Source organism: Microcoleus sp. PH2017_35_SFW_U_B (assembly GCF_020737865.1).
In the GTDB taxonomy this organism is placed as follows: domain Bacteria; phylum Cyanobacteriota; class Cyanobacteriia; order Cyanobacteriales; family Microcoleaceae; genus Microcoleus.
Window position 1 is genome coordinate 1 of sequence record NZ_JAEQDE010000162.1, and the last position, 18,274, is coordinate 18,274.

Below are 18,274 nucleotides of genomic sequence, written 5' to 3' on the forward strand. Positions count from 1 at the left end.
GTGAGTGCCGACACTACCAGGATGAAGCAGGAAGTAAACGAAGCTCAAAGTCCAATATTGTCCAATCTTGAGTAACTTTGGGTAGGATTTATGTAACGGCTTAGGGGACTCTGTCTTAACCCAAGCGTATTGTATTATTTTAAGCAACTGGGTTTCTGTATTCAGAACTGTTGAAAGTACGATCGCCCTTACGCGATTGAATCAAGGTATTTTGCCATTCTTGGGTCATTACTGAGTTATGAGCGATCGCACTTCCTAATTTAAACCTAATTTTTGTCTAAAAACATATACCACATTTCGCTACAAAAAGTTGCAATTTGAACTCTGTTTTGGTCAAATAAGTAAGCTATCCCTATTTTTAATTATATCTGACGATTCATCAAGTTATTGATTTTTTATTCCTAAGTGTTGCGCCTTAACGACTAAAATTTCACTCGTTGATAAAACACTCGTTTCACATTCTCGACCACCGTAACGTAGAATAGGACGATCGCACCCAGCACCAGCACAAAACTCAACGACAACGGTTGAAATCCCAGCAGCGTTCCTAGAGGTGTCCAGGGAATGATGATTGTCACTCCTACGGTAGCCAGCGTCGCCATCAACAAGTATTTTCCCGGTTTACTGTCGAAAATAGATTTTCGAGTACGAACGACCAGCACAACCATCGAAGCAGAGATGACAGACTCCAAAAACCAGCCTGTTCTAAACTGTTGTGGTTGAGCGTGTAGCAGCAACAGCAGCGCCCCAAATGTCAGGTAATCAAAGATTGAGCTCAGCAAACCAAACACAATCATGAAGTTGCGGATAAACTTGATATCCATCCGGCGCGGTTTATTGACTAACTCCTTGTCTACGCGATCGGTGGCGATCGTCAATTCTGGGAAATCAGTTAATAAATTCGTTAGCAAAATTTGACTAGGTAAGAGCGGCAAAAAGGGTAGAAATAGAGAAATTCCCGCCATACTAAACATATTACCAAAATTAGCGCTAGTTGCCATAAAGACATATTTTAAAGTGTTGGCAAATGTAATCCGTCCTTCCTTAACACCTTCGATTAAGACATTCAAATCCTTTTCCATCAACACAATGTCAGCAGCTTCCTTGGCAACATCCACGGCACTTTCGACTGAGATACCAACATCGGCAGCATGAAGCGCAGAAGCATCGTTAATGCCATCTCCCAGATAGCCTACGACATTCCCCGCTTTTTTAAGGGCGATGATAATCCGCTCTTTTTGATTTGGTTCTACCTCAGCGAAAACATTGGTATTTTGTACTAGGTGCATCAAGGCTTCATCACTGATTTTTTCTAGATCAGATCCAGTCAAAGCTTTTGATTCAGGCAGTCCTACCTGCTGAATAATACTGATAGCAACTGCCTTGCTATCTCCAGTAATCATTTTCGGAGTGATTCCCAGTAATTGCAACTCTTTTAGAGTATCAGCGATGCCAGGTTTTGGCGGATCGAAGAGCGCAAGGTAGCCCAGAAATGTCATGTTTGTTTCATCATCTTTGGTGAAGGAATCTTGCTCACAATCCCGATAAGCCACACCCAAGGCTCTGAATCCTTTACTGCCCAAATCTTCCGCTTGTTGGTGGAGTTTTTGTCGCCGATCCGCAATGTCGATCGTTTTCCATTCAGCAGTTTCAACGGTTGAGCAAACATCCAAAATATTTTTCAGTGCACCTTTGGTAATAATCAAATGCGTGCTGTCTTTTTTGAACAGAATGCTGAGACGTTTGCGGTTAAAGTCATAGGGAACTTCATCGAGCTTTTGATAGCCCGAAATGTCGAATGTTTTGTATTCGCGAATCGCTTTGTCGATCGGATTCACATAACCAGACTCAGATGCGGCATTCAAATAAGCGTAAAGTAAAACCCGATCGCTATTTTCCCCCTCCACATCAACCGCAGAGTGAATTTTCACCTCTCCTTCCGTCAGCGTACCCGTCTTATCGGTGCAAAACACATTCATACTGCCAAAATTCTCGATCGCGGGTAAGCGCTTCACAATCACCCGCTTTTTCGCCATTGTCTGGGCACCGCGCGCCAGGTTAACACTGACGATCGCAGGTAGCAATTGAGGGGTCAAACCCACAGCCAACGCCAGAGAAAACATAAAAGATTCGAGCACAGGGCGATGCAGGTAGACGTTGGCTGCAAAAATTAGAGCGACCAAAACTAGCGTTACTTCCATCAAAAAGTAGCCGAATTTGCTCAGCCCATGTTCAAATTCTGTTTCGGGAGGCCTCAGTTTCAGGCGTTCCGATACTTTGCCGAATTCAGTTTCTTTTCCAGTATGAACAACTACTGCTTTCCCCGTTCCACTAATCACATTGGCTCCCATATAAAGGGAATTGGTGCGTTGATTTAGTCCAGTTTCAGCGGGCAATACACCATTAAATTTGTCAACCGGATAGGTTTCTCCTGTGAGTGCTGCTTCATTCACCGATAAATCTTTTGACTCTAAAACTAGACAGTCGCCGGGAATATTTTTACCTGCACAAAGCACCACAATATCGCCGGGAACTACTTCTTCATTGGGGATTTCTTGAGATTGATTATCCCTCAACACAGTTGCTTTAACTTGCACTAAGGCTAATAATTTTTCGACGGCGTTCGATGCTCCTCGCTCTTGCCAAAATCCTAATAGTCCGCTGATTAGGACGATCGCCAAAATGATGATGGCATCTAGCGCATCTTTCAGAAAAATCGAGAGCACTGCCGCGAAAATCAGAATCACGATAATCGGACTCTTGAACTGATTGAGCAACAGCACGAATGCGCTCGATTTGTGTGTTTGTTTGAGGCTGTTTGCGCCGTACTGGCTTAGGCGTTGTTTTGCATCAGCACGGCTTAATCCTGTGGCTGTAGAGTGCGTCTGCTGAAGCACCTGCTCCGTGGACAAGCTCCAAAATATGGACTGTGGATTCATGATTTTATACCTGATTTGTTTAAAGGTTTTACTATAGCTTTGACAGCCCTAATTTCAGGTGTATGGACACGGCAGTGGTCATTGGTGTCAACTTAACGCCAAACCCCTTCAGAGACTGTTCGCACCGCCCCTACGAATATATTTGAAAAGCACCAGATGCACCCGTTTTAAATTTGCCATCCCTCACGATGCAAACTCATACTCAATCTCTGTAATTCTTCCTTTAAAATAGAGCCGAATGCCTTCTGGATATTCCCATCCCACCTCGCCTTCTAAAGGAATCAGCATCCCATTGCGAACTGAATATTCCCCAAATCTCCCGCACCAAGGCATCGCAGTTAGCTTGTCGCGATAACGAGCCTCAGCCCGCATAGTGGCGATCGCACCTTCAGCATTAAACTGAAATACGACAGAGACAGTGGTTGCACCATCCGTCAAAGTAGCGCGGGCGGAGGTGTCATTAATCGCCTCCCAGCGCACACCTTGACTGGGCAATAGTGCAGTCGGATACCAAGGAGTCTCAGCCAAGAACCGCAATAATTCACCTTGATTGTTTTCAGGCGCACCGTGCATATTTGCAACGGTAAAAAGACCGAGTAATGATGCGTGTAAACTGCCTTCTCCTAACAAATAGGTATCATGAACAAAGGCATTAACTCCTGGTGCCATCTGGATGCGTGCATCCCAATCAAAACCCGGACGTTGAGTCGTCACAAATTGAGTGGCTGTAAACGGACTCCACTTATCTTCAGTTTCACTCAGATTGAACAGTCCCTGCTGAGAGAGTTTGACCGCAGAGGCGATCGCTTGTCCGTCCTTAATTACTGTCCAAAAAAATCGCTGTACGGGTTCTGGCAAGCCTTCAATCTCTGTTTGGTCATAGATTTTGGGCTTAATTGTCCGTTGTCCATTGATTAATTTGGCTCGTAGGCGATCGGTGTTTGACTGCCAGCGATAGCTACCATAGATCGCAGCAATTCCCAAGCTGACTACGATTAAAACACCAACAATTGCCATCCACTTAATCCACATGATACTTACCTATGTTTGTTGATTTAGAAGTTGATAGATGGTGATGATAAGAACGATCGTACAAATAAATAGTCGTATATATTGAAAACGTATACTTTGATAGCCAATTAGGAAAATAAATCGCAAAATTTTCCTTTGTTGAATTTGAATACTTCCGTGCAATCAGAGTTAATGGGCAGACGAATCGAAAGGTTAGTAAAATTATAGCTTCTAGAGATACAAATCCATAACCAATCCAGAGCCAGACATCGAGTTTATTGGCGATCGCGGCATACAGCATATAGAAAATCACAAAGTTGAAAAATACCCAGATCGCAGTACAGATATTTGACTTCAAATTTTTAAGTGTAATCTCTGTCAATAGGAATAGATTAAGCACAACCAATCAAGAATCAGGAGACGGCAGTGCCGTTTCCCTACAATTAATTGGGGTAGGGAAACGGCACTGCCGTATCCTCCGTTTCTATTTCGATAGATATAGTTTCAGAATCTGTTAAAGACCAGGTATGATCTGCGGTCAAATCCAAAATAGACTCGTGATAATTACTCAAACTTTCTCGATGTCCAATGCTCAAAAATGTCATACCAGAGGCTTGTAACTGTTGGTATAAATGTTTTTCATTATCAGGATCGAGGGCGCTAGTAGCCTCATCTAAAATGGCGTAGCTAGGTTTGTTGAGCAGAAGATGTGCAAAAATAAGGCGCTGTTGTTCTCCCAAAGATAGAAGCTCCGCCCAGTTTTGTTCAGTGTTAAATCCTCCATGCGTTTGCTCTAAATCGGGTAAATTTACCTGCATCAAAATTTGCCTCAACTGCGAATCTTCAACTTCCGAATCCATATTTGGATACAGCATTTGATCTCGTAACGTCCCTAAAATCATGTAAGGACGCTGCGACAAAAACAACATTTTATCCAGGGTAGGCCGCGAAATTGTGCCACTTCCTGCATCCCACAGTCCAACGATCGCCCTTAACAAAGAACTTTTCCCGCAACCGCTAGGCCCTCTCACCAGCAAACCCTCGCCAGTAGAGAGTTTCACCGATAGATCCTCCACCAAAGTCCGTTGACGGTTCGGTGTTTGAAGGGTCATGTTTTCGATCGCCAGTCGATCGGCAATTTCAGTTTTGATACTTGTTTCCAGGGCGTCCTCAGACTCCTGGGAAGTTGAGCGATCAGTTTCCAAACACTCTAAAAAGGTGTATAAACGCTCGACACCCGCGCCAAAAGTAGCAAGGGATTGAAAGCGTGCCACAATTAGATTGAGCGAGAAAAAGACTCGAATGAAAGCTCCTTGCGCCTCAGTAACTTTACCAACTTCTAAGTCACCCGCAAAAATGCCGGGCGCGACTACAATTGCAGGCAGAATGAAGGGAATAAATTCATAGGCGTTAGTCAGGATATTCAGATTCAACTCCCAAAAAATTAAGCGCTTGAAGTTGTCGAAAGCTTCGACAAATCTGCCTTTGACTTGAGCGGACTCACGCGGTTCTCCCTGATAAAAGGCGATCGCCTCAGCATTTTCTCGCACCCGCACTAAACTAAACCGAAAATCGGCCTCTTTTTTAAGCTGCCCAAAATTGAGTCGCATCAAGGGCTTCCCAAATACCCCAACAGTCGCCAAAGTACCAACCAGCGCGTAGAGTACCAAAAACAAGATTAATGGCTTAGAAATGCCCCAGAGCACGCCACTAAACGCCGCCACAGCCAACAAAGAATCAACTACCGCCAGCAGTAGTTTTAACGATTCTTGGGTAAAACTTTTGACATCTTCAGCAATCCGCTGATCGGGATTATCAATGTCAGCATCGGCATGATTTAGATTATAAAATGCCCGATTCTGGAAATAGCGATCGACAAAATAGTTAGTCAACCATCGCCGCCACTCCAAGCCCAGGCGATCGCGCAAATAATCATAGCCTGCATATAATGGTGCATAAATAACTAATGTCCCGGCAAAAATTAGAATTGTTTGCCAAAATCTAGCTTCATCGTGAGCCGATAATGCCGAAATTAGCTCGCCTCGCTTGTTGTTGAGAAGTACACTTAGTCCTGTGTAGCCAAGGGACAACAGGATCACTAATAGCAATAAGCCGCGCGCGCGCCATTTTTCGTCGCTTGACCAGTAAGATTTGGCGATCGCCCAGAACTGTTTGAGTATAGTTAGATTAAATCGTTGCATTACTTCTATTCATACAAAGTTTCTCACCTATTTAATATAATATGAAAATAGTATTGAAAGCGCAAAACTTCCGATAAACGTTAAAATAGACCAGTTTGTATCTTGAGTTTGATGCGCTTCCGGAATAATCTCTTCCGCAATCGCCGTGATTAAAGTGCCTGTGGTAAATGCCAGCACAATTAGCTTGGGAAGATCGGCTTGTCCGCGCAATCCCCAATAGCCTAACGTCGCGCCCAGCCAAACAGGGATAATAAATGCAGCAAGTAACAAAAATCGCTTTGTTCTCGGCATATTTTGACTCTTAAACATCGTTGCCCAAGCAGGTTTAGCGATGACAACTCTAGGTATCAGTTCGGTAGATGCGATCGCCAGTAGTACGCCAGCAGCAGCGTGCAATGCTAGTCCTAATGTTTGTTTTGATGACGGTAACGCTTCAGCAATAATTGCTCCAATCAAGTTACTGAACGGGCAAAGCTGACAGTGTTAGAGCGAATATAAATTCCTGCATAGTCGTTAGGATCTGCTAGTTTTAAGGCAATAGGATTCAGATAAGACCGATCCCCCCTAGCCCCCCTTCAAAAGGGGGAACAAGAAGTTGCTCAAAGTCCCCCTTCTTAAGGGGGATTTAGGGGGATCTCCGGGGAATTAAGAGTGTTATCTGAACCGTATTGAGTTTTAAGGTGCTCGTTGCGTTGCGAAACTGACATCATTGCTTCAATCTCAGAATTTGCCCATTCCGCTGCTATTTTCATGAATTCAGGATCGTCATTGACACAATCGAGTCGCGTGTAAGTCACCGTTGGATACTGACGCTGCAAAGATTTAATCGCATCTTCTACATCAAGAATAGTTTCATAATTTTCAGTTACCCAGCCCAGCGGTTTAAACATAATGGCTTGAGCACCTGATTCAATCGAGTTTTTGGCCGCTTGTTTCAGATTGGGCTGCGACCAATTGACGAAAGGCGTATCATGATTGATCCAGCCGATCGAGATTAGCGGATATTCATGCTGTAACTGCGCGGATACGCGATCGTACAGAGCTTGTCCATCAATTACCCCAGTCAACAATCCTTTCGCTTTTTCGGGGCCACCATGAACCGTTAATATAATCCCAATCTGAGACTCAAAAAAGCCACTTGCTAATGACTGATTCAGAGCTTCCTTAATTTGACACACCAGTAGATCGATGTAGGTAGGCTCAGTCGCAAATGCTGGAATATATCGAATTGTTTTAAATGGGGAATGTTGAGGTTCACGCTCGGATTCAGTTGCTGCAATAACTTCATTAACTTGCTCTACAGCTATTTTGCCTGTGAAGGCAGAATCGACCACCAACAAAGGATAAATTAGCAAATTCTCAAAGCCTTGTTCAATAATATGTGCTACAACTTCTTGCACAAAAGGTTCGCAGAAATAAAAGCCTTTGAACACTTGTACGCGATTTCCCCATCGTTTTTGTAACTGTTCCTCAATCCCAAGACGTTGTTTTTCAAACATCTCATTTTCGGGCGACATAAAATGATGATGCTTGACTCCAAAATTGTACCAATCTTGAAGTGCCAGCAGCGAACCAGCCAGAGGATATAGCCACTTGGGAATCGCCACAAACTGAGATGCGATGTACTTAGTTGCAGCTTGGTTGTAACTACTCAGATCGCGATAGGATTGTACTTCACCATACCCTGCAAGTAGGACTGCAACGCGATCGCCTTTGTTTAACGCAACCTGCTCTGTCGCTTGAGATTGATGAGTAATCATTTTATTCCTGAGTTGAATAGGCTAATTTATTAAACAATCGATCGAGCCAATCGCGAACTAGCAGACGCTTATTGTCAGCAACAAGTATCTTCGCGGTTTCTATCAGCTTTTGGATATTCATTGTGAGTCTATCCTACCTGAACTTCCTGCTCAGTTTGAACCTTTGCTAAAGCCGCTTTGAGATTTGCTTCAATCCACTCCACCTCACCCCAATGCTGGCAGTAAACTAGCAGCTTGCTACCTCTCTGAAGGATGAGATTTTGATTCTAGGTAGCTAGACATCAGGCATTGCTCTCTAAATCTTGGCTTTGAAAAATAGCAGGTGTGTCAAACTGTGTCCAGGAAAGATGGCAGCGCGATCGGCAAGGAGTAGTAGCGGAACATCGCCCCTCGTTCCATAAATTGCTCCATCACCAGCAATCTTTACCGATTACTTTCAAGTATTGCCTTCGCCTGCAAAAGTCCTTGAATATTCGTGCCGCGATCGCTGCTAGCTGTTAAATAGATGCGATCGCCATTGGAGTTAAAGGATACCCTCGCATCTTTGACATTAAAACCTTGCTGTGGTATGATATACACGAATAGAGCAAGATAATGATTAGAATGCTAATAAATAATCAAACTAGGATAAATTTACTGGTTTTGAGCGATCGCCTAGAACTCACGACTCACAGGAATAGCGATCGCCACTTTCCCCTTCACCTCCCAAAAACGATCGCCTTTTAACCTCACAAAAAGCTCGCAGTAACGCACAAAATTGGATTCTCTTGCAAATAATCAAAAGGTGCATTACATTTCATTAATGTCTCCTACAATATCAGCCATCGCACTACATCTATCAGTTTATTATTAGATTATGCCAAATATTAGCCAAATTACTCCAGCCTTGATCGGATTTGCAACTGTTGCTATTGCAATCATTTTAACGAATAATTATAAATTTATCAAAAATTATATTTTTAAAAAACCAGTTGTTTTAAGCTTGATATTTATTAGTTCTGGTTTTATTTTTCAACTTGTTTACAGCAATAGAGTATCCATACAGATCTTTTCAGATAATTACAAAAACCTACTTTCCCTACCGCCAATTTCAATTATTTCAACGATACTAGCTGTATTCTTAGGCAATACTCTTTTGAGGAAAATTGCTGAACAGAAGGAAAAGAAAGAAATTGCTATTCTTTTTGAAAATACTATTGACACTCATATAAAAATTATAAGATTTATTGATTGTTATCTGAAATCAAGTGAATTATATAGTAATGACATTCAAAAAGTTGAAAACCTAAAAAAAATCATAGATATATATTTATCTCAACTAAAAGATGATGTATATTATGAGACAACCTTTAAAAAGGTTGGCATATACAATGAGAATGAAATTGATTTTATTTCTTTATATTCTTCTAAAAAACAATTATTTATTAGCTATTTAAAACGTTTCTTGATAAGGTTAGATAATTGGATAGATGCACTAAAAAATAATCAAGATAATCAAGATAATCAAGGAATTTTGAAGACTAAAGCTGATTTGAGTCTTATTCTTGAAATAACTATTTTTTCAAGTCTTAAGACTAAATTTTTCGCAACTTTATGCCTCTTAATATTTTCTGTTTATTCTAACTCTGAGAAGCAATCCTTGTATCAAAAAGACCTACAAGATATTTCAGATAGTTTCAGTAATCTCATACAAAAAAAGACTTTGCCGTCAGTTGATTTTGTTTTCAACCATAACACATATCTTAATGAGTTAGAAGTGATGAAATTAAAAATTGAAAACTTTCCTGAAACATTAAAAGAAGATATTAAAAGCAAGCTATCTTTCATGTCAACAGTTGAGGTTAGCGATGTCGATACATAAGAAATCAAAATAGAAGTGATTTTTAAAGGCGATCGCCTAGAACTCACGACTCACAGGAATAGCGATCGCCACTTTCCCCTTCACCTCCCAAAAACGATCGCCTTTTAACCTCACAAAAAGCTCGCAGCGCACAAAATTGGATTCTCTTGCAAATAATCAAAAGGTGCATTACATTTCATTAATGCACCCTACAATATCGCCGATCGCACTCACAATCGATTTTTTTTAAGTTATAATATTAATTGAACTAAACATCGTGTTTTAATGTATGACAGATCATCAACATTTCGTAACCCAGGCCGTACTCAGAAACTTTTCTTCATCAAACAGGAAAAAAAAAGAGAACCATAAAATATTTGTCATTCTTCACATCAAGAATCAACTTATAATACAATCAAATCCCATAGGTCGAACATTTGCACAAAATAAATATTTCACAACTAATGAAGAAAATTATGATTCATGGTTTAAAGAGATCGATGCTCAATCTCCAGATATAATAGCCTCAATTATTAAAAATGGTGTAGAAAACTTGAACCTTCAGGAACGAGAAAAAATCAATAAATTCATGGCATTTCAATGGCTTAGATGTGTCGCAATCAGAAATGAATCAATTTCGTATTCTAAAATCTTAGGAGAGGATTGTATTAATTGCATTAAAAATATTCATGCTTATCTGTTTACAGATATTGATTTTTTAATCGAAAAATTTAAGAATTTAACATTAAGTAGTGTTAGTCCAAAATCATTAAATATAAAACATGAATACGTTATTAGTGGTTCCCCAGTTTTATATAATGTTTTGGAACCTGAATTCTATTTTCCTATAAGTCCAACTAATTGCTTAAGATTTCATTCTATTGACAGTCGTTTATCTCCACTGGATTCTAGGTTTCTTAATGAACTACAATTCATTAATGGTGAAGGTTATAATGGTTGTCGTGTTGCTGCTAGACATCAGGAAACTTTAGAATATCTTAAAGATACTCCATTAAAATACTGTGAAATAGAAAATTTAGAAGATTCTTTTTGGAAGCGCCTTTTTCTTGAAATGTATAACAAAAATCAAGAAGCTAAAAAAGTTAGTGGTTAGTGCGATCGCTGATCTTGTAGGTTAAGTGCGATCGCCCAAAACTCACGACTCACAGGAATGGCGATCGCTTTAGGGTGAGTTAATGAAATGTAACGCTCCTTATTTTTGTTTGAACGAAAGCATTCTGTTCAAAAATGTAGGGAGTGAGAGATTTTCCAAGCACATCAAGGTAAAAACTTCGCTACACAATCGATCGCACTAATCCACCCTCAACTCGTAGGGCAGCCCCATTAATCGCAGAAGCTAAGGGACTGGCAACAAACGCAACTAACGCAGCAACTTCAGACGTTGAAGCAAATCGCTGAATTAGGGAAGATGGACGCATCTTAGTAAAAAACTCTTTCTCAACTTGTTCGATCGAAATATTTTGATCCTTCGATAATCCCTGGATAAAGTCTTCCACCCCTTCAGAGCGAGTTGGCCCCGGCAATACCGTGTTTACAGTTACATGACTGCCCACGGTTGTTTCCGCCAAACCGCGACTCAACGCCAATTGTGCAGTTTTAGTCACGCCATAATGAATCATTTCGGCGGGAATATTCAAAGCAGATTCACTAGAGATGAAAATAATCCGTCCCCAATCTTGCTTCAGCATCAGCGGCAAATAATGGCGCGAGAGCCGCACACCGCTCATCACATTCACTTCCAGAATGTTCATCCACTCTTCATCGGAGATATCTTCAAAGGCCTTGGAGCCATAAATTCCTAAGTTATTCACCAAAATATTGACTTCTGGTACTTTTTGAAGTAGCAATTCAACTCCGGCTGGCGTTCCCAAATCGGCAGCAATTCCTTGAAGTTTGGCATTCGGCACACTTTGCTGAATGCGATCGATCGCATTATTTACGCGCTCTTGCGTTCTGCCATTGACAATGACCGTCGCTCCTTCTTCGGCAAGTGTGGTAACAATTGCCAGTCCAATTCCACCCGTTGAACCACTGACCAATGCAATCTTTCCTGATAGTTTGAGATCCATACTTTGTTAAACCAAATAACGTCAAACAATTCTCTACAACTTGGGTTAAATTAATCGATCGCACCCTAATCCAACTTTACCACCATTTTGCCAATCATATTAAACAGATTATTCGGGCCTGGCTGCGGCTTGTTGTAACCAGAAATACTACCGCAAGCGATAATCCGGCCGTGCACCCGCAGGGCTGAGAGCGCCGCTTGCAGGGTTTCGCCTCCTACATTATCGAAATAAACATCAATTCCGTCCGGTGCCGCTTGGTTCAATTGTTCGAGGACTGGGCCAGAATTGTAATTGAAAGCGCGATCGAATCCGCATTCTTCTAGCAGAAACTTGACTTTTTCCGCTGAACCTGCTGAGCCGATAACCTGACATCCGCGCAATTTTGCCAGTTGTCCCGCCACACTTCCCACCGCGCCCGCAGCACCCGAAATAAAAATCACATCGCCTGCTTTAACATCTACCAAATTCAATCCAGCCCAAGCCGTCATCCCCGTCATACCGATCGCACCGAGATAAACCGATAGCGGTTGAATTTCGCTGCTGACAGGATGCAACTCTTTGGGCGCTGCGGTGAAGTATTCCCGCCAGCCAAAGTTGGAAGTGACGGCATCACCAGGCTTGAATTCTGGGGCACGCGATTCGATGACTTCGCCGACTGCGCCGCCTTGTAGAACTTTACCTAACTCGAAGGACGGAACATAGGATTTGCTCTCGTTCATGCGTCCGCGCATATACGGATCGACTGATATATAGCGATTGCGAACGAGCACTTGTCCGTCTTGAAGTGGCTTTATTTCGGTTTGGGCGATCGCAAAATTAGCTGCGGTTGGCATCCCGTTGGGGCGGGAGACTAGGTGAATTTCGCGGCTCATGATATCTGTCATAATTTGCTCCTAACCTGTAAAAGTTGACTGTTTGGGTAAGTCCTGTTGAACTCAGAATTATCCAACCAGCTCAACTAACTTGTAATTCGATCAATGTTTGTGTCCCAGCAGCGTCACTAATCCGAAGCGCTACCATCACACCGAGTGAGTTTTGTCCCGTTAAAACTTCAGTTGGTGAATCGATCGTGTGAGCGTAAGTCACCTCATCTTTACCAACTTCAATCACCAAATCATCTCCTTTTCCAGGGCGATCGTAAACCATCGCATGAAGCGGTGAATTCTTAATCAGTTCTGCATCACCGACTTCTGAACCGATGATTTCGATCGAAATACGCCGTCCGCGATTGCCATCGGTAAACTGATCGAAAAATTCACCCCATCGCTCGCGGGGCACAGATTTGTTGATTTCAATCTTGTTGGTCATTTCCATTTTATTCACCATCATGATTCCTGTAAAAGAGTAGTAAAAAGCAATTGAGCATGAGAGGGCTGTTTTATTCTCAGGAAAACGAGGTTTTTGTAGGGTCGTGCCCCCGTGCCGACCCTCTCATCAACCTGACGGACTCTTGGGAGTGGAATACTCCCCTATTGTTGTTAGTTGAAAGCCTTAGACTGCGATCGACATACTCATTTCCTGACTAATTCTGTCTAGCATTTGCTTCGCCTGACTGACATCGTGATTGCTACCTGTCACCAGGATAATAAACTCGCCTGCTTGGATTTGAGTGTCATACTTCACCACCTCATGCTTCGGGATTCCTAAGCCTCCCAAGGCACCAGCCAATCCTCCTACAGCAGCGGTACCAACGCCACCAACAACCGTTCCTTCCAACCAACCCGCCAACACCCCCGCAATGGGGCCAGCAACGACTATAGGAGCCATTCCCGGAATAAACAGCACTCCAGCCCCGGCTAAAATGCCAAATAAACCTCCGACGAAGCTACCCCAATAACCACCACCTGCGGCTCCAGCTTTGGCTGTATCTTTCCAGGTGAGAAATCCGCGCACGTGTTCAGTTGTGTGGTAGTCTTTGCCAATTATCGAGAGCTTTTGCATATCGAAGCCTTTTTTTTGCAGCTCCAATACAACTCTTTCAGCTTCTGAATGGGAGGGGAAATGACCAACAATTGTATGTGTGTATGACATGAGTTTGTTTCCTTTGTTATTTGTCCGCATGACGGACAAAATTTTTGATTTTTGATTTGCTTTTTATCTTTTAACGTTCGATTTCACCTCGTCGAGTTTCGATTGAATCTCAGCTTTGGTTTCTTTCGCCGTTCACTGAAACTTTAACAAGAATTTCCCAATATAATCTCTACCTTTTGATTGAATATTCACACAAATTTTCAAGCCTAATCTATACCTTTTGAATATTTTAAGAGGATTTTATGACAAACAAAAACAGCGGAATAATTGCCATTATTCCGCTCATAAGCATCCATTCTAAATTAGGTCAAATTTGGCGCATTTGAAAAGCGAAAGTCAGGACACGGCAGTGCCGTGTCCCTACAATTAATCTGCGTAGGGAAACGGCACTGCCGTCTCCTCTTCCTACAATTAATCAGCGTAGGGAAACGGCACTGCCGTCTCCTCTTCCTACAATTAATCAGCGTAGGGAAACGGCACTGCCATCTCTTCCTACAATTAATCAGCGTAGGGAAACGGCATTGCCGTCTCCTCTTCCTACAATTAATCGGCGTAGGGAAACGGCATTGCCGTCTCCTCCTTACTTAGTAGTTCCCGCAGCAGTTGTGGCATCTAATCTCGTGCAAATCGCTTTCAAGGTAGCTGCTTCGGCTTCTTCCATCGTCGCCATTGCGAATAAAATCGCTGTATTCGCATAGTCTTCAGCTTTATCCGCCCGATGTTCGAGTTTCTTGACTTCGCGACTCGTCTTCCATTCCTCGACGTTCGACTTCACCTCAGATTCTGTTTCCTCGAATTGAGTTTGGAGCTTTGCCCGATACCGATCAAATTCTTGTTTCTTAGCTTCTAGATTTGTCTTCATTTCGTCGAGTTTCGATTGCAGCTCAGCCTCAGTATTTTTCGTTGCAGATTGAACGCTTTCCTTCAGCAATTTTGCCCGGTCTTCAATCGCTTCTAAATTGTCGTGGAGTTGTTTGGTGAAGTTGTCAATTGTCGTACTCATGGTGATTCCTCTAGTTGAGTTTATCGGACTTGTCGATAGTGTTATTCAATTGCCATTGGGCCACAAAAGTCTTTGTTGTTAGTGACCTCATCTACTGGTGAAAGACTGAAACAACTCTTTAATGATTTGATGCTGCTGAGTTATTATTTTCAATACTAGCTTTAAAATGTGAAGGAAATCTGAGGTTTTTGTAAAATAAATATATCGCTAATTTATCACTATAGAGATGTGTTTTGGCGCATCAGAACGGTTGTCAATTCCGGCTGCGCCGTCAGGTGACAAGCGAGGATACGGCAGTGCCGTTTCCCTACGCCAGATAATTGTAGGGAAACGGCACTGCCGTGTCCTGATTTCTCCCAAATACGGGCTGTGGATTGATTATTTGATACCTGATTTTTAAATTTTACACAAGCAACCTTTGCTGCTAGAACTAATGTTTTCCCGTCTCTGACTATGGCCTGACTTTTGTAGTTTGTTTCAACAGTTCAAACCAAAGCAAGCTAATCAATCCACCGCCCAAGCAGATCGCAAGATCGATCGCACTTAGCAGAGAAAAGCTAAACAAATGACGCAAAAACGGGACATACAGCACCAACCCAAGGAACAGCAGTCCCCCACCAAGCACCCACCACAGCGCAGGATTTGGGGATTTCAGTATTTTAAAGCTGAGGTGCGAGGTTGAACCGGGAGCTCAAAATTAGTCCTAAATTTGCCAAAATTAACGTCGTAAACGTTAACGCACGGGCATCAAATTCGCCTTGTCTGCGATATAGGGCGATCGCAAAAATCGCCAGCACGATCGCCAAAATTCCGCCCCCTTGCAACACAGCCAACGAGAGCGTTTTCTTGCCAAATAAAGGTTCTTTGGGGTTGCGGGGAGGGCGCTGCATCACCGTTGCTTCTGCGGGTTCGGCTTCTAAGACGATCGAGCAAGCTGGATCGATAATTAAATGTAAAAATGCCACGTGAACCGGAAGCAATACTAACGGCAACTTAAACAATACTGGAATCAAAGACATTCCGGCGATCGGGATATGAATCGCAATCAGATATGACATGGCTTTGCGGAGATTGTCAAAAATTCTGCGCCCCAGTTTGACTGCTTGGACGATCGACGAAAAATCATCATCTAATAACACTAAAGCCGCAGATTCACGAGCCACATCCGTGCCTCTCTCGCCCATCGCAATCCCGATTTGAGCAGCTTTGAGAGCAGGAGCATCATTCACTCCATCCCCTGTCATGGCAACGACTTCGCCTTTGGATTTTAGGGCATTAACTAACCGCAACTTGTGTTCGGGAACGGCTCGTGCAAAGATATTTGTACTTTGAATCCGCTGCTCTAATTCAGCATCGCTCATGCCATCTAATTCTGATCCGGTGACAATGGCTCCCATCTGCATCAATTCAACTTGACGGGCAATACTTTGAGCAGTTTCTGGATAATCACCGGTAATCATTACGACTCGAATTCCAGCGCTATAACATTCTTGAATCGCCGCCTTAACGGTTGGACGTACTGGATCGGACAGTCCCACTAATCCGATAAATTCAAACGGAAAGTCATGTTGTTTTTCCGGTAAACGATCGATATTCAGCGACGGGTGAGGTGGCAAAAATGGCGGCGGCGCACCAACAAGTGAGGCTTTGGCAACACCTAATACCCGCAATCCTTGACTTGCCATTTGACTAACTTGCGCTGCCATCATTTGCTGCTGTTGGGGCGTGAAATGGCAGAGATCCGCGATCGCCTCCGGTGCTCCTTTTGCCGCAACTTCATACAATTTGCGATTCGGCATAGCCGACGCTTCGCTAACGGCTGACTCCCAAACGTGAGACATTGCCAATAGATGCGGTGACAGCGGATATTCTCGCAACAGTTTCCAATCGCCGTGCAAATGTTCGGTATCCGCCAAATAGCGTGAAGCGAAGCTATCCCGAAGGGAATCGCCCAATTGCTTAAATGCTTTTTCCATTGGATCGAATGGATCTCTTTGGCTTGCCAGAATACAGAACTCAACTAATTGATGAACTGCTTCTGGGAGTGCTTCTGATGAATGTAATCCCAAATCGTAAGGCTGAGGGTTTTCTGCCTGGTTGTAGGCTAACAACTGCTGCACAGCCATCTGATTCTGAGTCAATGTCCCGGTTTTATCCACGCACAAAACAGTTGCGGAACCTACGGTTTCAACGGCCGAGGCGCGACGTGCTAAGACATGATTCTGAGAAATCCGCCAAGCTCCCAAGGCTAAGAAGATTGTCACAACTACCGGAAATTCATTCGGCAAAATTGCCATCGCTAAGGTAATGCCGGCGAGCACTCCTTTAAGCCAATCTCCTGTAGTGAATCCATAGATTACAACAATTGCCACACAAAGCGATAAAGCAATGCCAAACAAACGACTAACCAATCGATTCATTTCCTGTTGTAAAGGCGTCGTTTCTGGCTTGATTTTCTGCAAAGCCTTGCCAATCTTGCCCATTTCTGTTTGAGCGCCGATCGCCTTAACTTGAGCAATTCCCTGTCCCTGAACCACCAATGTGCCAGAATACACAAACGGCAATTCATCGCCTCCGGGACGCGCCATCTCCACGTTACCCACAGCGGTAACTTTGCGAACCGGTAGCGATTCCCCGGTTAATAACGACTCATCGGTTGAGAGATTTGAGCAAGATAGGACGATCGCATCCGCAGACACGCGATCGCCCTCCGCGAGCACCAAGAAATCGCCTCGAACCACTTCTCGCCCCGCAATCCGTTTTCGTTCCCCATCCCGAATCACCAAGGCGCGAGGGCTGGAAAGATCGCGCAGGGCTTCTAGGGCGTGTTCGGTTTTGCCTTCCTGGTAGAGACTAATTCCGGTGATAAAAAAGACGAAACCTAGCAAAATTAGGGCTTCTTGTAAGTCGCCTAAAATCCAATAAATGATACCACCGCCGACGAGTAAGAGAAAAATCGGATCTTGAATGGTGTTCCAGGCGATCGACAAAAGATTGCGCGATTGCGCTGAGGGGAGTTCGTTGTAGCCGTCGTCTTTGAGTCGGGCGATCGCATTTTGCTCAGATAAGCCGATCGCAGTATTGGGATCGAAAGTCGCAACCATATTTCTTTTTCCTATGAAATATTAAAAATAGATCGATCTCAGTATTGTCAGCGACAGGCATCTTGCCTGTTCCACAAGAAATTCACTCTTTAGTGGAACAGGCATCTTGCCTGTTCCTAATTGTCAGCAACAGGCAAGATGCCTGTTCCACAAGAAATTCACTCTTTAGTGGAACAGGCATCTTAAACAGGCAAGATGCCTGTTCCACAAGAAATTCACTCTTTAGTGAAACAGGCATCTTGCCTGTTCCTAATTGTCAGCAACAGGCAAGATGCCTGTTCCACAAGAAATTCAC

General features: G+C 43.2%; 16 protein-coding genes. 3 read left to right on the forward strand and 13 right to left on the reverse strand.

The window, feature by feature from the left end:
* Positions 1-422: 422 nt before the first annotated feature.
* From mgtA to JGK36_RS32275, 6 genes are all read right to left on the reverse strand, one after another.
* Positions 423-2,939 carry a magnesium-translocating P-type ATPase gene (gene mgtA / locus JGK36_RS32250; RefSeq protein WP_293199201.1) on the reverse strand — a complete coding sequence of 839 codons (2,517 nt, stop codon included), beginning with the start codon at positions 2,937-2,939 and terminating at the stop codon, positions 423-425.
* 183 nt (positions 2,940-3,122) lie between these two features.
* Positions 3,123-3,971: a DUF6544 family protein gene (locus JGK36_RS32255; RefSeq protein WP_293199204.1), complete on the reverse strand. Its 849-nt coding sequence runs from the start codon at positions 3,969-3,971 to the stop codon at positions 3,123-3,125.
* Between the two features lie 422 nt (positions 3,972-4,393).
* Positions 4,394-6,151: an ABC transporter ATP-binding protein/permease gene (locus JGK36_RS32260; protein WP_293186944.1), complete on the reverse strand. Its 1,758-nt coding sequence runs from the start codon at positions 6,149-6,151 to the stop codon at positions 4,394-4,396.
* A gap of 27 nt (positions 6,152-6,178) precedes the next feature.
* Entirely contained in the window at positions 6,179-6,607 is a 429-nt protein-coding gene (locus JGK36_RS32265; protein ID WP_293186945.1) for a hypothetical protein, read from the reverse strand.
* Between the two features lie 158 nt (positions 6,608-6,765).
* The gene (locus JGK36_RS32270) at positions 6,766-7,911 is read right to left on the reverse strand and encodes a ferrochelatase (protein WP_293186946.1); all 1,146 of its coding nucleotides are present in this window, start codon (positions 7,909-7,911) and stop codon (positions 6,766-6,768) included.
* A gap of 423 nt (positions 7,912-8,334) precedes the next feature.
* Positions 8,335-8,490, reverse strand: coding sequence for a hypothetical protein (locus JGK36_RS32275; RefSeq protein WP_293186947.1), 156 nt, complete (start codon positions 8,488-8,490; stop codon positions 8,335-8,337).
* A gap of 24 nt (positions 8,491-8,514) precedes the next feature.
* Here JGK36_RS32275 and JGK36_RS32280 point away from each other — a divergent pair, with 24 nt between their 5' ends.
* The 3 genes from JGK36_RS32280 (at position 8,515) to JGK36_RS32290 (ending at position 10,865) form a co-directional block, all read left to right on the forward strand.
* Positions 8,515-8,637, forward strand: coding sequence for a hypothetical protein (locus JGK36_RS32280; protein ID WP_293186948.1), 123 nt, complete (start codon positions 8,515-8,517; stop codon positions 8,635-8,637).
* 130 nt (positions 8,638-8,767) lie between these two features.
* Positions 8,768-9,772 carry a hypothetical protein gene (locus JGK36_RS32285; RefSeq protein WP_293186949.1) on the forward strand — a complete coding sequence of 335 codons (1,005 nt, stop codon included), beginning with the start codon at positions 8,768-8,770 and terminating at the stop codon, positions 9,770-9,772.
* Between the two features lie 268 nt (positions 9,773-10,040).
* A complete protein-coding gene (locus JGK36_RS32290; RefSeq protein WP_293186950.1) occupies positions 10,041-10,865 on the forward strand; it encodes a DUF4238 domain-containing protein in 825 nt (274 codons plus the stop codon).
* Between the two features lie 181 nt (positions 10,866-11,046).
* On the opposite strand, the gene JGK36_RS32295 is transcribed toward JGK36_RS32290, so the two are convergent.
* The 7 genes from JGK36_RS32295 to JGK36_RS32325 form a co-directional block, all read right to left on the reverse strand.
* Positions 11,047-11,841 (reverse strand): SDR family NAD(P)-dependent oxidoreductase, encoded by a 795-nt coding sequence (locus JGK36_RS32295; protein ID WP_293199209.1) that lies wholly within the window; start codon positions 11,839-11,841, stop codon positions 11,047-11,049.
* 65 nt (positions 11,842-11,906) lie between these two features.
* Positions 11,907-12,725, reverse strand: a complete 819-nt coding sequence (locus JGK36_RS32300) for an NADP-dependent oxidoreductase (RefSeq protein ID WP_293199212.1) — start codon at positions 12,723-12,725, stop codon at positions 11,907-11,909.
* A 70-nt stretch (positions 12,726-12,795) separates the two neighbouring features.
* On the reverse strand, positions 12,796-13,149 hold the full coding sequence (locus JGK36_RS32305) for a DUF5335 family protein (protein ID WP_293186953.1): 354 nt from the start codon (positions 13,147-13,149) through the stop codon (positions 12,796-12,798).
* Between the two features lie 183 nt (positions 13,150-13,332).
* Entirely contained in the window at positions 13,333-13,872 is a 540-nt protein-coding gene (locus tag JGK36_RS32310; RefSeq protein WP_293186954.1) for a general stress protein, read from the reverse strand.
* A gap of 580 nt (positions 13,873-14,452) precedes the next feature.
* The gene (locus JGK36_RS32315) at positions 14,453-14,875 is read right to left on the reverse strand and encodes a hypothetical protein (RefSeq protein WP_293186956.1); all 423 of its coding nucleotides are present in this window, start codon (positions 14,873-14,875) and stop codon (positions 14,453-14,455) included.
* Positions 14,876-15,326: 451 nt separating this feature from the next.
* Positions 15,327-15,500 carry a cation transporting ATPase C-terminal domain-containing protein gene (locus JGK36_RS32320; protein WP_293193019.1) on the reverse strand — a complete coding sequence of 58 codons (174 nt, stop codon included), beginning with the start codon at positions 15,498-15,500 and terminating at the stop codon, positions 15,327-15,329.
* 34 nt (positions 15,501-15,534) lie between these two features.
* Positions 15,535-17,979 carry an HAD-IC family P-type ATPase gene (locus JGK36_RS32325; RefSeq protein WP_293199214.1) on the reverse strand — a complete coding sequence of 815 codons (2,445 nt, stop codon included), beginning with the start codon at positions 17,977-17,979 and terminating at the stop codon, positions 15,535-15,537.
* Positions 17,980-18,274: the final 295 nt, after the last annotated feature.

What these genes read in the sequence shown, in the direction of transcription:
- JGK36_RS32295 (WP_293199209.1), bottom strand. Translation starts at nt 11,841, where the DNA reads ATGGATCTCAAACTATCAGGAAAGATTGCATTGGTCAGTGGTTCAACG.
- JGK36_RS32305 (WP_293186953.1), bottom strand. Translation starts at nt 13,149, where the DNA reads ATGACCAACAAGATTGAAATCAACAAATCTGTGCCCCGCGAGCGATGG.
- JGK36_RS32280 (WP_293186948.1), top strand. Translation starts at nt 8,515, where the DNA reads ATGCTAATAAATAATCAAACTAGGATAAATTTACTGGTTTTGAGCGAT.
- JGK36_RS32315 (WP_293186956.1), bottom strand. Translation starts at nt 14,875, where the DNA reads ATGAGTACGACAATTGACAACTTCACCAAACAACTCCACGACAATTTA.
- JGK36_RS32285 (WP_293186949.1), top strand. Translation starts at nt 8,768, where the DNA reads ATGCCAAATATTAGCCAAATTACTCCAGCCTTGATCGGATTTGCAACT.
- JGK36_RS32310 (WP_293186954.1), bottom strand. Translation starts at nt 13,872, where the DNA reads ATGTCATACACACATACAATTGTTGGTCATTTCCCCTCCCATTCAGAA.
- JGK36_RS32260 (WP_293186944.1), bottom strand. Translation starts at nt 6,151, where the DNA reads ATGCAACGATTTAATCTAACTATACTCAAACAGTTCTGGGCGATCGCC.
- JGK36_RS32255 (WP_293199204.1), bottom strand. Translation starts at nt 3,971, where the DNA reads ATGTGGATTAAGTGGATGGCAATTGTTGGTGTTTTAATCGTAGTCAGC.
- mgtA (WP_293199201.1), bottom strand. Translation starts at nt 2,939, where the DNA reads ATGAATCCACAGTCCATATTTTGGAGCTTGTCCACGGAGCAGGTGCTT.
- JGK36_RS32300 (WP_293199212.1), bottom strand. Translation starts at nt 12,725, where the DNA reads ATGACAGATATCATGAGCCGCGAAATTCACCTAGTCTCCCGCCCCAAC.
- JGK36_RS32290 (WP_293186950.1), top strand. Translation starts at nt 10,041, where the DNA reads ATGACAGATCATCAACATTTCGTAACCCAGGCCGTACTCAGAAACTTT.
- JGK36_RS32270 (WP_293186946.1), bottom strand. Translation starts at nt 7,911, where the DNA reads ATGATTACTCATCAATCTCAAGCGACAGAGCAGGTTGCGTTAAACAAA.
- JGK36_RS32325 (WP_293199214.1), bottom strand. Translation starts at nt 17,979, where the DNA reads ATGGTTGCGACTTTCGATCCCAATACTGCGATCGGCTTATCTGAGCAA.